The organism is Nocardia sp. NPDC004718 (assembly GCF_053601535.1).
Map to the genome: position 1 here is coordinate 83179 of NZ_JBSGCA010000010.1, position 13415 is coordinate 96593.

Sequence of the window (13415 nt, forward strand, 5' to 3'; positions counted from 1 at the left end):
CGTCTGCTCCGGCCGGAAGGCGGGCGGCGCCACCGGGCGGGACGCCCGTCGTGACCTGATCGAAAGCGAATTCTCAGCGTTCACACAACGGACTCTCGCCAAGTCCAAATACTGATGCGGTGTCCTTGAAGGGTGCTGGCCGGCAGCACTCAGAGCCCAGCAACGAGGAGACCAGTTCGTGTTTACCGGTACCACCGCGAGCATGCCGCGGATCCCGACACCGCGGCTGGGCGGCCCGACCGGCGCTTCGGCCAGTCGGCGCGCGTCACGGTCGATCAACGCCGACGCGGTGGCGATCGAGACCGACGCCGTGACCGGAGCGACGGCGTACGTCGTCGCCGACGGCATCGGAGATCATCTGCTCGGAGCCCGCGCGGCACGCACGGTCGCCGCCGCGGCGGCGCGCTCCGCCGCCGCCGACGGAGCGCGCGCGGGAATTCTCGCGGCCCAGGAGGAACTCCTGCGCGAGGTCCCGGAGCCTTCGGCCGACAGCGTGCTCGTGGTCGCGGTGCTTCCGGCCGCCGATCAGCCCGATGGACCCTGCGAGGTGGCGTGGGTCGGCGACTGTCGCGCGTATCGCTGGAACGGGCGGGTGTTGCACCAGATCACGACCGACCACACCGTCGCCGAGCTGTACCGCACCCGTGGGCTCGCCTCCACCCCGCGAATGGATCATCTGGTCACCACCTCGGCGCGCACCGTGCGGCCGGACGCGATCGGATACGCCGCCACCGGGTCGAGCACGGGCAGACTGCTGCTGAGCACCGACGGCGTACACAAGCCACTCGGCATCGCCGCGGTCAAAGCCATCCTCGCGCAGGGCGACGCGGCCCCCACGATCGCGAACACTTTGGTGGATGCCGCCCTCCTGGCCGGTGGAAGGGACAACGCCACCGCCCTGGTCGTGGACCTGCCTTTCCGGCCGGGGGGCACCCACGGCGGGTGATCACGGGACCCGTTCGCGACGCGCGGAACAAATGTCGAAATGCTATGAATCGACGCCGTCGGGGCGCAGTATGTCGCTGTGGAGCTGACAGCCGTGCGCATCGACAAACCGGATGATCTCAACGTCGTCATCGGACAGTCCCATTTCATCAAGACCGTGGAAGACCTGCACGAGGCGCTGGTCGGAGTCGGTCCGCACCTGCGCTTCGGACTGGCGTTCTGCGAGGCCTCCGGACCGCGCCTGGTCCGCCGCTCCGGCAACGACGACGCACTCGTCGAGCTCGCCACCAAGAACGCGGTCGACATCGGTGCGGGACACTCGTTCATCGTCTTTCTCCGCGAGGGCTACCCCGTCAACGTGCTGAACGCCGTGCAGCAGGTCCCGGAGGTCTGCGGAATCTACTGCGCCACAGCCAATCCCGTCGAGGTTCTGATCGCGGAAACCGAACTCGGCAGAGGAATCATCGGAGTGATCGACGGTTCGGCGCCGCTCGGCGTGGAAGATGCCGACGACCAGGCGGCCCGGAAGCAGCTGTTGCGTCAGATCGGCTACAAATTGTAGGACCGCTGCCCCGCCGGTTCGTACGGCGCGCACCGATGATCGGCGCACCGGCTGGGCCTGGAATCCCGGAAACGATCCGGGCCCGCGCCGGATACCTCAGCCGAGTTCCGCCAGTTGCGGGACGGCAGGCGCCATGCCATCGATCCATGCCGCCGGTGAGCCGGTGGTCGGAGTGACGATGGCGGTCTCGATGCCGAGTTCGGCGTAGTCCGCCATCTGCCGGACGAATTCGTCGCGGTTTTCCGGGCTCGGCCGCGGGTTGTTGGCGATGATCGTCTTGCGGATCTCGTCATAGTCGCGACCGACGTCGTCGCAATGCCCGCGCAGCACGTCGAGTTTGTGCTCGACGTCCGCAGGCGATGAGCCGAACAGGTTGCAGGCGTCGCCGTACTGCGCGACCAATCGCAGCGTCTTGCGCTCTCCCCCGCCGCCGATGAGCACCTTCGGCCGGTTGATGGGCTGCGGCGAGCACAGCGTCTCGGCCAGCTGGTAGTACTTCCCGTCGAACGGCCCGTTGTCCTGCGGGTCCCACATCTGGCGGCAGATGCGCAGCGTCTCCTCCAGCCGCTCGAACCGTTCGGCGGTCGGCGGGTACGGCACACCGAGCCCGCGGTGCTCGCGCTCGAACCACGCGGCGCCGATCCCGAGGACCGCCCGGCCGCCCGACAGGACGTCGAGGGTGGTGACGATTTTGGCGAGCAGACCGGGATGACGGTAGGTCACGCCGGTGACGAGCAGTCCGAGGTCGATGCGCGAAGTGTGCGCGGCCAGGTAGCCGAGGGTCGTGTACCCCTCCAGCATGTTCGCCTCCGCGGGCAGGCCGGTCGGCTCGATCTGGAAGTAGTGGTCCATGAACGACAGCCACGTCGCGCCGGATTCCTCCGCCGCCGCGCCCACCCTTGCCAGCTCACCGGCGATGGCGGTGGTGCCACCGTCGATATCGAAGATTGGTATGTGAAAACCGAGCTCCATGAAGTGATCCCTTCTGCTGGTCAACCCTGTATGAGCGCACCCTAAGTGCTGGAGCGCGCTCCAGGTCAAGCAGCGGATCGATCAGGTTGTCAGCCTGCGACCGGGCGCGGATACGCGCTGTGCATCGACAGCCAGCGGATGTCGAGATCCCGTTCGAGGTAGTCCATGCGGTTGTCCCAGAACGCCCGCATGCGCGGCAGGGCCAAATGGCGATCGAGATCCTCCTTGGACCGCCATACCTCGTAGAAGACGAACGTGCCCGGCCGGTCCTTGTCCTCGTGAAAGTGATACTCCAACGAACCTTCTTCGGCGCGCGTCGGCTCGACGAAGGACAGCAGCAGCTCACGCAGCTCCGCCGCGCGCTCCGGTTTGGGGTGGGCGAAACCGACGAGGACGTAGGGCGCGTCATCAGGTACGAGATTTTTCATACCTCGGACGCTAGCGGCCACTGAGGTACGATGCAAGACGTACCTATGGAGGAGGTTCACCGTGCCCGGCAGCGATCAGCCCGAACCGGAGGAGATGGAACTCGGTTCGGTGTTCGCCGCGCTCGCCGATCGGCATCGCCGCCAGGTGATCCTCACGCTCCTCGCCGAGCCCGACGGCACCGAGCGCCATTGCAGTTCATTCGGCCTCCCGGTGTCGAAAGCGACACTCACACATCACTTTCGGATTCTTCGCCAGGCCGGGCTGATCCGTCAGGTCGATCGCGGCAACAGCAATATGGCCCAACTACGCAGAGCCGAACTCCAGCACCGATTCCCTGGCTTGATCGAGTTGCTCCGCGCGGAAATCCCGGACCGCCGATCTTCGCCGGAGACATCGGCCTGATCGATGAGACGCAAGCGCTGCCCTCCCGCCCCCATAGGCCGAGCGACGAGGCCGTCGCCCACACTCGATCAGCTCGTGCGCTCGAAATCGCCGGGCCGCCAAGTCTGGTCGAACGCCGCTTCCTCGGGTCCGTAGATGCGCAGATAGGCGAACCATCCGCGGCCGGGGACGGTTTGCAGCCAGCGGGTCTCCGCGCCGTCAGGAGGAATGGGGCCGAAGTGCAGCCGTACGGGGCCGTCGGGCGGGAGGTCGCGCAACTCGAACAGCGACCGGAGGGCGGCCTTGCCCTGGTCGGCCTGGACCTGCGAGCGGGTCTGCGCGTCGTAGACCGTCACGGACCAGAACAGCCCGGCTGGCACCGGCCGCGGTATATCGAGGGTGTAAGTGGCACTGCCGTCCAAGTAATCCCCTCGCCCGTCCCGCACGGCGAGCCAATACAGCGATCCGCCGCCCACCTGCCGCCGGAACATGGCCGGTGAGGCGATGATCGCTTGAGCGAACCACCGGTCGCGCGCTTCGAGGTCGAGACCGGAGGCGGTCCGGAAGTCGCCGTTGTCGGTGACCGGTCCCACCCATTCCCAGCGACGGTCCGGCCAGGCCATGCGGTCCGGCCGGCCACTGGCGAACGCGGAGACGAGCAATTGACCGCGCCCGGTCCGCGCCGCGGCCGTCAACAGCGCCGCGGACCGGCGGTCGGGCGCGAACCGAGCGCCTCGCTCGAGACCGATCGCCCCGAGCAGCCCGTACATCGGTAAGAACTCCGGCACCACCGGCTCCGTCTCGAGAATCCCGTGCAGCACCCGCCAGTAGGAGATGTCGGCTTCCCAGCACAAACAGGTGGAGTCCATGGCCACCTCGGTGGTGTCGATGATGTCCAGCACCGCGCCCGCCTCCTCGAGCGGACGCACCCGGACCGCCCGCAGCGCATCCATCGCCTCGGCCAGGTCGCCACCGAGCGGCAGCGCGCGCACGACGAGCAGCACTTTGAAGGACGCGGATCGCCCGACGTGCGCCCGATCCGGCAGCGCCCCCGCGTAGCCGGGAGGAACGATGACGTAAGTGCCGCCCTGCCCTCGGTCGGGCCCGGGAATGCCGAGATCGGTGATCCACCGTTGATGATGATCGTCGACCAGGCCTATATAGGGTCCCGGCGGCAGCTCGACCACCATCGGCCCCGCCGACAGATCCAGCACCGCGGCACCATACGGGGTATCGGAATTCAGAGTGAACCCGATATGCCGCGGCCCGGTCGAGGCGATTCCGACCGCGCGGTTGTCGTTCAGTCCGATCTCCCTGTTGCCGTTGAAGATTCCTTCCATCGACACGGTCGGATACCAGAACCGGTACGCGACCACGGCGCGCTGGAACACGCTGTCGTCCCAGGCCCGAGTCGCGGAAGACTCGATCGGATAGCCATTCGCGAACTCGTACCGGGTGTCCACCATCGCCGGGGCCGTCATTTCCTGGACGGTGCCACCGCCGTACCGGGCCGACATCACCCGAAGCGGGTGAAAGACTTGCCGAGCAGCCGGGATCGCCAGTGCGCAGGGTAGGTCAGACCGCGGCCTCAGGACGGTCGGACAAGCCGAGGCGCAGGTGTTCGCTGTGGTATATCGCCTCGTCCAGCAGTTGAGCGACGTGGTTGTCGTAGAGGCTGTAGACGATGCTGCGGCCGGTGCGAGTGCCCGTGACCAGACCCAGATTGCGCAGCAGCCGAAGCTGGTGGGAGACGGCGGACTGTTCCATGCCGATGGCATCGGCCAGCGCGCTCACCGGCAGCGGCCCTTGGCGCAGTTCGGTGAGGATCATCAAGCGGCTCGGTGTGGCCAGCGCCTGCAATGTGGTCGCCACATGGGTGGCCGATTCGGGATCCAAGCGCACGGCGGGGCGGTCCCTGCCATCGACGCCGTGTCCCATGACTGAACAGCATACTCTAGGAACAAATGAAGACGTGTTCATGTGTTCTGGTATGGCTCGGGCCGTCTGTTCGTTGCCGTTCTGGAGGTGACCCGTGGCCGCGCCGACGCTCGCGCCGACCCGTCCGACTCCGCCCTCCGGTCGCGTGCCCGTGCGCCGGACCAGGCTGTTCGCCCTGCCCGAAGCGCGTTGGGCCGCAGTGGCCGTGGTCTTCTTCTGCGCCGGGCTGGCGGTGCAGCTGACCGATGGCCCCCAGTGGCTGCGCTGGGGCCTGTACCTGGCCTGCTACGCCGCAGGCGGCTGGGAACCCGGGTGGGCCGGCCTACAGGCGTTCCGCGACAAGACGCTCGACGTCGACCTGCTCATGGTCGCCGCGGCGATCGGTGCGGCGGCCATCGGCCAGATCACCGACGGCGCGTTGCTGATCGTCATCTTCGCGACCTCCGGCGCACTGGAAGCCCTGGCCACCGCCCGGACCGAGGACTCGGTGCGCGGACTGCTCGACCTCACACCCGACACCGCGACCCGGGTCGGGCGCGACGGCGAGGAAGAGACGGTCCACGCCACCGAACTGCGCGTCGGAGACGTCCTCGTGGTGCGGCCCGGCGAGCGGATCGCCGCGGACGCGACCGTCCTCTCCGGCGGCAGTGAGGTCGATCAGGCCACCATCACCGGCGAACCGTTGCCGGTGAACAAAACCGAGGGCGACGAGGTGTACGCGGGCACCCTCAACGGCACGGGCGCCCTGCGCATCCGTGTCGTGCGCCGCGCGCGGGACTCGGTGGTAGCGCGCATCGCCGCCTTGGTCGAGCAGGCGGCCCGAACCAAAGCGCGCACCCAGCTTTTCATCGAGAAGGTGGAACAGCGCTACTCCGTCGGCATGGTCGCGGTCACCCTCGCGGTGTTCGCGATCCCGCTGCTGCTCGGTGACGACGTGCGGCGAGCGCTGCTGCGCGCGATGACGTTCATGATCGTCGCCTCCCCCTGCGCGGTGGTGCTGGCCACCATGCCGCCCCTGCTGGCGGCCGTCGCCAACGCGGGGCGTCACGGTGTCCTGGTCAAGTCCGCGGTGGTCATGGAAAAGCTCGGCGCCACCACGCACGTCGCCTTCGACAAGACCGGCACCCTGACCCGCGGCATCCCGGAACTCGCCGAGATCCGCTGCCTGGACCAGCGATTCACCGACGCCGAGGTGCTTCGGCTCGCCGCGGCGGCCGAGCACCCGAGCGAGCACCCCCTCGCGGCGGCGATCGTGCGCGCGGCCCGCAACCGAGAGCTGCGGCTGCCCGAGGTCACCGAGTTCACGGCCCACCCCGGTCGCGGCGTGACCGCCCGTGTCGGTGGCCGTCTCATCGGCGTCGGCTCCCCCGCCGCGTGGGAACCCGCCCGCGAGGCCCACACAACTGTCGACGCCTTCCACGCGAGCGGCTACACCGCCGTGGTCGTGACCTGCGAGCACGAACCGATCGGAGTGCTCGCACTGACCGATCAGCTCCGGCCCGAAGCGGTGGCGGCCGTGCGCGCGACGACCGCGTTGACCGGCAGCGCGCCGATACTGCTGACCGGCGACAACACCGCCACCGCCGATCGGCTCGCCGCGCGGGTCGGCATCAGCGACGTCCGGGCGGAGCTGCTGCCCGGCGACAAAATGATCGCGGTGCGCGAGTTGCAGGCAGACGGGCGGAAACTGACCGTGGTCGGTGACGGCATCAACGATGCCCCGGCGCTCGCCGCGGCCGAGGTCGGCATCGCTATGGGCGGCGCCGGATCCGACCTCACCTTGCAGACCGCGGACGCCGTCGTCGTGCGCGACGACCTGACCACGATCCCGGCGGTGATCGCGTTGTCCCGGCAGGCGCGACGGGTGGTGAGCGCCAACTTGGCCATCGCCGCCACCTGCATCGGCGTGCTGGTCGTCTGGGACCTCGCCGGGACCCTGCCGCTCCCCCTCGGCGTCGCCGGGCACGAGGGATCCACCGTCCTCGTCGGGCTCAACGGGCTACGCCTGCTCCGCCGGGGTGCGTGGGAGCGAGCTGCCGGATCACGGGAGTAACAGCGACCGCTGTCGCAGTGCGGAAGCGAATCCCGCACTGCGACAGCGCGTCCGGCTAGTCGGCGCGAACCTCGCTGCGGTCCCCGCTCCACAGCGTGTGGAACTTGCCTTCGGCGTCCACCCGCTCGTAGGTGTGCGCGCCGAAGAAATCACGCTGCCCTTGGGTGAGCGCGGCCGGGAGACGCTCGGCGCGCAGGGCGTCGTAGTAGGACAGCGACGACGCGAACGCGGGAACCGGAATGCCGAGCAGTGTCGCGGTGGCCACAACGCGGCGCCAGCTGTCGATGGCCGTCTCGATCGCCTCACGGAAGTACGGTGCGAGAATCAAGCTCGGCAGCGCCGGGTTCTCGTCGTAGGCGTCCTTGATCCGGTTGAGGAACCGGGCGCGGATGATGCAGCCGCCGCGCCAGATCGTCGCGAGATCGCCCGGGCGCAGGTTCCAGTCGTATTCGGCGCTGCCCGCGGCGATCTGGTCGAAGCCCTGCGCGTAGGCGACCACCTTCGAGGCGTAGAGCGCCTGCCGGATGTCCTCGGTGAACCGCTCCACGTCGGTGGGCTTGTCGGCCAGCCGCCCGGAAGCCAGACCCCGCGCGGCCTTGCGCTGCTCGCGCGAACCGGACAGCGCCCGCGCGAACACCGCTTCGGCGATTCCGGTCACCGGCACGCCGAGGTCGAGCGCGGACTTCACCGTCCAGCGCCCGGTACCCTTCTGCTCCGCCGCGTCGACGATCACGTCGACCAGCGGCTTGCCCGTCTTCGCGTCGACCTGGTTCAGCACCTCGGCGGTGATCTCGACCAGGTAGCTCTCCAGGTCGCCGGAGTTCCACTGGGTGAACACGTCGGCGATCTGTTTGGCGTCGAAACCGAGCGCGTCGCGGAACAGGTGGTAGGCCTCACCGATCAGCTGCATGTCGGCGTACTCGATGCCGTTGTGCACCATCTTGACGAAATGTCCGGAGCCGTCCGGGCCGATGTGGGTGCAGCAGGGCGTTCCGTCGACCTTCGCCGCGATGGATTCCAGCAGCGGCCCGAGCGAGTCGTAGGACTCCTCGGGGCCGCCGGGCATGATCGCGGGGCCGTTGAGGGCGCCCTCCTCGCCACCGGAGATGCCCGCTCCGACGAAGTTCAGCCCGCGCTCGCGCATCGCGGCTTCCCGCCGAATGGTGTCGGTGTAGAGGGCATTTCCACCATCGATGATGATGTCGCCCGGCTCCATCGCGTCCGCGAGTTCCTCGATGACCGCGTCGGTCGGGGCGCCTGCCTTCACCATGATGAGCACCCGGCGCGGCTTCTCCAGCGCGGCGACGAACTCCTCGATCGTTTCGGTTCGCACGAAGTCGCCGTCGTCGCCGTGGGCCTCGAGCAGTGCGTCGGTCTTGGCGATGCTGCGGTTGTGCAGCGCGACGGTATAGCCGTGCCTGGCGAAGTTCCGTGCGATGTTGCTACCCATGACCGCCAGACCGGTGACCCCGATCTGTGCGCGCGCTGTAGAGGTCGGCATCAATCAGCTCTCTTCGTTCGACAGGGCGGCGCGTCCGCGCGAAGCTGTTCGGCGGCGGCATCGTGGCGTCCGTTCCACGACGCTTCAGACCTTACCCACCCCGCCGGTGCGGGCTCGGAGCGCATCACGAGCCGCTCACCCGCTCGATGTGGACTCGGTGGCCGCGCCATGACCAGGTGCTCGGACGCCCTGCTCTACTCACTCGCCGAACGGCACCTGCGGCACGCCTCCCGGGCGCTGCTGGAAACGGCCGGGCGGCGGCCGAGTCATCGCGAGTCGGCCACCAGTGACCCGGCGCCGAGACCGCCCGCGATCAGCGCATCCGCTCCCCGGTCACCGTAGGCGATGCGCTCGAGCAGATCCAGCGCCTCGCCGACCTTGTGCAACTCACCCGTCCGCAAACTCTCCGACAACGCTTGCGCCAGCGCGTCGTTTGCGGACGCTTGATGTCCGCACACCCACGCGCGACCTTCGTCGGTGAGGGTCAGATTCACCCGGCGTCCGTCGTTCGGGTCGCGCACACCGACAATCAGACCCTGGTCGCGCAAGCCGTCGACCACGTTGCGCATCGTCTGCGGCCGCAGCATCTCCAGCCGCGCCAAGTCGATCGCGGCCATGGCGCCGTATCGATGCAGCCGTCCCAGGACCGCCCATTGCGTCGCGGACAGCCGCCGTTCGTCGGGATCTCTCCGGGCGCGCCGCAGGATGACGGTCGTCGCAATGCGCAGGCGGGCCGCGATGGTGGACAGTGCTGTGGCGTCCGCGGTGTCAGCGCTCACGGGCGGGCTCCCTCTGCTTACCTGGTGGGACAACGATCCCCGGGCTGGTGATAGCTGCGGGAAGCCTACTCGACAGTAGGACATCGGCGTGGCCCGTGACGAAATCGTCATACGGACCGGTGGCCGCGACCGATCGCCACGGCGCACCAGCTATCGGGTCGGCCTCCCCGGTCGACCCGATAGCCGGTGCGGACCGTCCGATGCGCGACACTGACCGCGATGGGCACACAGGCGAACAGCGGACAACCACGGCGGAGACCACCTCGTCGGCGCGAGATGATCCTGGACGCCGCGGTCGACGCCTTCACGCACGGGGGCTATTACGGCACGACGATGGCCGACATCGCGGCGGCGGTGGGCATCTCGGCGACGGCGTTGTATCGACACTTCCGCAACAAACAGCAACTTTTGGGCCAATGCCTGCTGGTTGGCCTCGACGACACCTTGAACCGGCTGGACGCCGCCTATCGCGCCGATGACTCCGGTGCCGCGGTAACGGCCGAATTGGTCCGGGTCGCGCTGGAGTTGCGCGGCCTGCCGCGGCTGTGGCAACTGGAGTTCCGCAATCTGACCGCCGCCGACAAGACCGCGGTGCTCCTCCGCGCCGCGCGGCTCACCCGCTACCTACGACACACGATCCACCTACGCCGACCCGAACTGAGCGCGGCCGATGTCGAACTGCTGAGCTGGTGCGTGCTGTCGATCGCGGTCAGCCCCTCCTATCACCGCGCCGAGTTGCCCGCGCCTGCCGCCGCGCAAGTGCTCGACGCGGCCGTCGCGGCGGTGATCACGACCCGGATGCCCGAACACCCGGACGGCCACGCGCCGAGCCGGCCACCGCGCACCGAGATCGGCAACACCGCACTGGACCGAGCGCTGCGCTCGGAGCGAATGCTCGCCGAGGCGGCGCGGTTGTTCAGCACCCGCGGTTATGCCGCGGTGGGCATCGAGGACATCGGTGCGGCCGTCGGCGTCACCGGACCCGCCCTGTATCACCATTTCTCCAGCAAGGCGGAGTTGCTGGACCAGATCGTCCGGCGTCAGGACGAGTGGCTCCGACTGCTGCTCGCCCGGGCGATCGCCGAGGGCCGCAGCGCCGAGGAGTCCCTGCGCTCGCTCATGCGCAGCTTCGCGCAATTGGGCGTCGACGAACCCGACCTCCTGGCGATCACGGTCAGCGAGACCCGGCATCTTCCTGGCGACGGGGTGCAGCGCTACCGGAGGGTGCGCCTCGACGGCATCGCCCAGTGGGCCCGCATGCTGCAGGCGGTGCGGCCGGATCTATCCGCGCCCGTCGCGCGGGTGCTCAGCCGCGCGATCGTCACCGTCGTCATCGATGCCGTACGCAATCCCCGCTTCCGGCGGCGCGCCGATCTCGTCGACGTCCTCGTGGCCATCGGGGAGCGGATCGAAACGGCGGGAAATCCCGGCCGCGCCCCCGCGCAGTGATTTGCACCACTTAGCGAACATTAACTTAGCTGCGCCAATTACGTGCTAGCAGCGGATTGAACGCCGTTGGACATCCGACCATCTACTTAGTGGTTATTAACATAAGATTGCTTTCGCGTCATCGGTGCCGCACAGTGTGCCGTGGGTGAGCACCTATCCGTGCGCCCGCCGAATCCCTCGCCGGTACACCGGCCGTTTCTCGAAAGGCCCTGGCTCGTGAGCCATTACAAGAGCAACGTGCGTGACCTCGAGTTCAATTTGTTCGAGGTGTACGGACTCGACGACATCCTGCGGACCGGAGCGTTCGGGGACCTGGACGGCGACACCGTGCGATCGATGCTGGCGGAGGCCGCGCGCCTGGCCGAAGGGCCGGTCGCCGAACCGTATGCCGAAACCGACCGCAACCCGCCGGTTTTCGATCCGGCCACCCACTCGGTCAGCCTGCCGGAGTCGTTCAAGAAGGCGGTGCGCGCCTGGTACGACGCCGAATGGTGGCGCGTCGGCAAGTCCGAGGCGGTCGGCGGAGTGCCCGCCCCCTCGATGGTCAGCTGGGCCATCAGCGAATTCGTGCTCGGGGCGCAGCCCGCGGCCTACATGTATCTCACCGGGCCGATGATGGCCCACATCATCGACGGCATCGGCACCGAGCAGCAGCGGCGCTGGGCGCGATTCATCACCGAACTCAACTGGGGCGCCACCATGGTGCTGACCGAGCCCGACGCCGGTTCCGACGTCGGCGCCGGTCGCACCAAGGCGATCGAGCAGGAAGACGGCACCTGGCACATCGAGGGCGTGAAGCGGTTCATCACCTCCGCCGACGCCGACGACTTGTTCGGCAACATCGCCCACCTGGTGCTGGCTCGCCCCGAGGGTGCCGGACCGGGCACCAAGGGCCTGTCGCTGTTCTTCGTACCGAAGTTCCACTTCGACCACGAGACCGGTGAGCTGGGCGACCGCAACGGCGTGTTCGTCACCAACGTCGAGCACAAGATGGGCCTGAAAGCGTCCGCCACCTGTGAGCTCACCTTCGGCGGCCACGGCATCCCGGCCAAGGGGTGGCTGGTCGGCGAGGTGCACAACGGCATCGCGCAGATGTTCCACGTCATCGAGGAAGCTCGGATGATGGTGGGCACCAAGGCCATCGCCACCTTGTCGACCGGCTATCTCAATGCCCTCGAATACGCGAAGAACCGGGTGCAGGGCAGCGATCTGACCCAGATGGCGGACAAGTCCGCACCGAAGGTGACCATCACCCGGCACCCCGACGTGCGCCGGTCGCTGATGATGCAGAAGGCCTACGCCGAAGGCCTGCGCGCGGTGTACCTGTACACCGCCGGTCACCAGAACGCCGTAGTCGCGCAGCACATCTCGGGGGCGGACGCCGACCTGGCCGCGCGGGTCAACGACCTGCTGCTGCCGATCGTCAAGGGCGTCGGCTCGGAGCGGGCCTACCAGTACCTGACCGAGTCGCTGCAGACTCTGGGCGGTTCGGGCTTCCTGCAGGACTACCCGATCGAGCAGTACATCCGCGACGCGAAGATCGACTCGCTCTACGAGGGCACCACCGCGATCCAGGCGCAGGACTTCTTCTTCCGCAAGATCGCCCGCGACCGCGGCGTCGCGCTCGCGCACATCGCGGGCAAGATCCGGGACACGGCGCAATCCAGCGTGGGCAACGGCAGGCTCAAGACCGAGAAGGTGCTGCTGGCCACCGCGCTGGAGGATGTCCAGGACATGGCGGGCCGATTCACCCAGCACCTGATCGCCGCCCAGCAGCAACCCACCGAGTTGTACAAGATTGGACTGAATTCCGTCCGGTTCCTGCTCGCCGTCGGCGATCTCCTCATCGCCTGGCGTCTGATCGTCGCCGCCGAGATCGCCGCCGCGGCCCTGGATGCCGAGCCGGGCGGCGGAGACCGCGCTTTCTACGCGGGCAAGATCGCCGTCGCGTCGTTCTTCGCCAAAACTGTCCTGCCGCACCTCAGCGCGGAATGGTCGGTCATCTCCGACGTCGACATCAGCGTCATGGATCTCGACGAAGCGGCATTCTGATCCGGCTGAGACAGCACGATCGCACCGGCCACCGCATTCGATGCGGTGGCCGGAATTTTCGCCCACTGACAGCCGTGCCCGCGTCGTCTAGCATTTTCACTGTGCCGTCGCAATAATTTCCGCACGTGCCACCGCGGCACCGCTCGTCGGCACGGTGGCACCGCATGCGTTCATTCGGGGAATCGGGCCGGCGTCCAGTCCGATCCGCAGGACGGAGGGCGGGTAGATGTCACTGGAAGAATACAAACGGGGAACGGCTTTTCCGGGAATCATCGGGCGAACGACGGATGTGTCGAATCCCGCATGGCCACAACCGGTGCGGGCGGCGCCCGGCGCACCGAACTTGGTGTTCAT

13 protein-coding genes are annotated in these 13415 nt (G+C 68.1%); 6 read left to right on the forward strand and 7 right to left on the reverse strand.

Annotation, left to right across the window (positions count from 1 at the left end; all coding sequences use genetic code 11):
- Positions 1-178 precede the first annotated feature (178 nt).
- Complete coding sequence (locus ACWEH3_RS10460; protein WP_452358301.1) at positions 179-946, forward strand: PP2C family protein-serine/threonine phosphatase; 768 nt, start codon at positions 179-181, stop codon at positions 944-946.
- A 78-nt stretch (positions 947-1024) separates the two neighbouring features.
- Complete coding sequence (locus tag ACWEH3_RS10465; RefSeq protein ID WP_450025290.1) at positions 1025-1507, forward strand: adenosine-specific kinase; 483 nt, start codon at positions 1025-1027, stop codon at positions 1505-1507.
- A gap of 96 nt (positions 1508-1603) precedes the next feature.
- On the opposite strand, the gene ACWEH3_RS10470 is transcribed toward ACWEH3_RS10465, so the two are convergent.
- On the reverse strand, positions 1604-2479 hold the full coding sequence (locus ACWEH3_RS10470) for an LLM class F420-dependent oxidoreductase (RefSeq protein WP_450025292.1): 876 nt from the start codon (positions 2477-2479) through the stop codon (positions 1604-1606).
- An 89-nt stretch (positions 2480-2568) separates the two neighbouring features.
- Positions 2569-2907 carry a putative quinol monooxygenase gene (locus ACWEH3_RS10475; protein ID WP_450025294.1) on the reverse strand — a complete coding sequence of 113 codons (339 nt, stop codon included), beginning with the start codon at positions 2905-2907 and terminating at the stop codon, positions 2569-2571.
- A gap of 61 nt (positions 2908-2968) precedes the next feature.
- Here ACWEH3_RS10475 and ACWEH3_RS10480 point away from each other — a divergent pair, with 61 nt between their 5' ends.
- The gene (locus tag ACWEH3_RS10480; protein WP_450025296.1) at positions 2969-3310 is read left to right on the forward strand and encodes an ArsR/SmtB family transcription factor; all 342 of its coding nucleotides are present in this window, start codon (positions 2969-2971) and stop codon (positions 3308-3310) included.
- Between the two features lie 68 nt (positions 3311-3378).
- Here the strand turns inward: ACWEH3_RS10480 and ACWEH3_RS10485 are convergent, their stop codons facing one another.
- Positions 3379-4770: a DUF1214 domain-containing protein gene (locus ACWEH3_RS10485; RefSeq protein WP_450025298.1), complete on the reverse strand. Its 1392-nt coding sequence runs from the start codon at positions 4768-4770 to the stop codon at positions 3379-3381.
- Positions 4771-4864: 94 nt separating this feature from the next.
- Positions 4865-5227 carry an ArsR/SmtB family transcription factor gene (locus tag ACWEH3_RS10490; protein ID WP_450025300.1) on the reverse strand — a complete coding sequence of 121 codons (363 nt, stop codon included), beginning with the start codon at positions 5225-5227 and terminating at the stop codon, positions 4865-4867.
- Positions 5228-5321: 94 nt separating this feature from the next.
- Here ACWEH3_RS10490 and ACWEH3_RS10495 point away from each other — a divergent pair, with 94 nt between their 5' ends.
- The gene (locus tag ACWEH3_RS10495) at positions 5322-7280 is read left to right on the forward strand and encodes a heavy metal translocating P-type ATPase (RefSeq protein ID WP_450025302.1); all 1959 of its coding nucleotides are present in this window, start codon (positions 5322-5324) and stop codon (positions 7278-7280) included.
- 55 nt (positions 7281-7335) lie between these two features.
- On the opposite strand, the gene gndA is transcribed toward ACWEH3_RS10495, so the two are convergent.
- Both gndA and ACWEH3_RS10505 read right to left on the reverse strand, forming a co-directional pair.
- Positions 7336-8781: an NADP-dependent phosphogluconate dehydrogenase gene (gene gndA / locus ACWEH3_RS10500; RefSeq protein ID WP_450025304.1), complete on the reverse strand. Its 1446-nt coding sequence runs from the start codon at positions 8779-8781 to the stop codon at positions 7336-7338.
- Between the two features lie 266 nt (positions 8782-9047).
- The gene (locus ACWEH3_RS10505) at positions 9048-9560 is read right to left on the reverse strand and encodes a MarR family winged helix-turn-helix transcriptional regulator (RefSeq protein ID WP_450025306.1); all 513 of its coding nucleotides are present in this window, start codon (positions 9558-9560) and stop codon (positions 9048-9050) included.
- 219 nt (positions 9561-9779) lie between these two features.
- Between ACWEH3_RS10505 and ACWEH3_RS10510 the strand changes: the two genes are divergently transcribed.
- Together ACWEH3_RS10510 and ACWEH3_RS10515 are read left to right on the forward strand one after the other, a co-directional pair.
- Positions 9780-11009 carry a TetR/AcrR family transcriptional regulator gene (locus ACWEH3_RS10510; RefSeq protein ID WP_450025308.1) on the forward strand — a complete coding sequence of 410 codons (1230 nt, stop codon included), beginning with the start codon at positions 9780-9782 and terminating at the stop codon, positions 11007-11009.
- Between the two features lie 216 nt (positions 11010-11225).
- On the forward strand, positions 11226-13061 hold the full coding sequence (locus ACWEH3_RS10515; RefSeq protein WP_450025310.1) for an acyl-CoA dehydrogenase: 1836 nt from the start codon (positions 11226-11228) through the stop codon (positions 13059-13061).
- 96 nt (positions 13062-13157) lie between these two features.
- Here ACWEH3_RS10515 and ACWEH3_RS10520 read toward each other — a convergent pair whose 3' ends face one another.
- Positions 13158-13415 (reverse strand): hypothetical protein, encoded by a 258-nt coding sequence (locus ACWEH3_RS10520; RefSeq protein WP_450025312.1) that lies wholly within the window; start codon positions 13413-13415, stop codon positions 13158-13160.

Coding starts and splice junctions, on each gene's coding strand:
- ACWEH3_RS10470 (WP_450025292.1), bottom strand. CDS start 2,479: ATGGAGCTCGGTTTTCACATACCAATCTTCGATATCGACGGTGGCACC.
- ACWEH3_RS10475 (WP_450025294.1), bottom strand. CDS start 2,907: ATGAAAAATCTCGTACCTGATGACGCGCCCTACGTCCTCGTCGGTTTC.
- ACWEH3_RS10485 (WP_450025298.1), bottom strand. CDS start 4,770: ATGACGGCCCCGGCGATGGTGGACACCCGGTACGAGTTCGCGAATGGC.
- ACWEH3_RS10490 (WP_450025300.1), bottom strand. CDS start 5,227: ATGGGACACGGCGTCGATGGCAGGGACCGCCCCGCCGTGCGCTTGGAT.
- gndA (WP_450025304.1), bottom strand. CDS start 8,781: ATGCCGACCTCTACAGCGCGCGCACAGATCGGGGTCACCGGTCTGGCG.
- ACWEH3_RS10510 (WP_450025308.1), top strand. CDS start 9,780: ATGGGCACACAGGCGAACAGCGGACAACCACGGCGGAGACCACCTCGT.
- ACWEH3_RS10520 (WP_450025312.1), bottom strand. CDS start 13,415: ATGAACACCAAGTTCGGTGCGCCGGGCGCCGCCCGCACCGGTTGTGGC.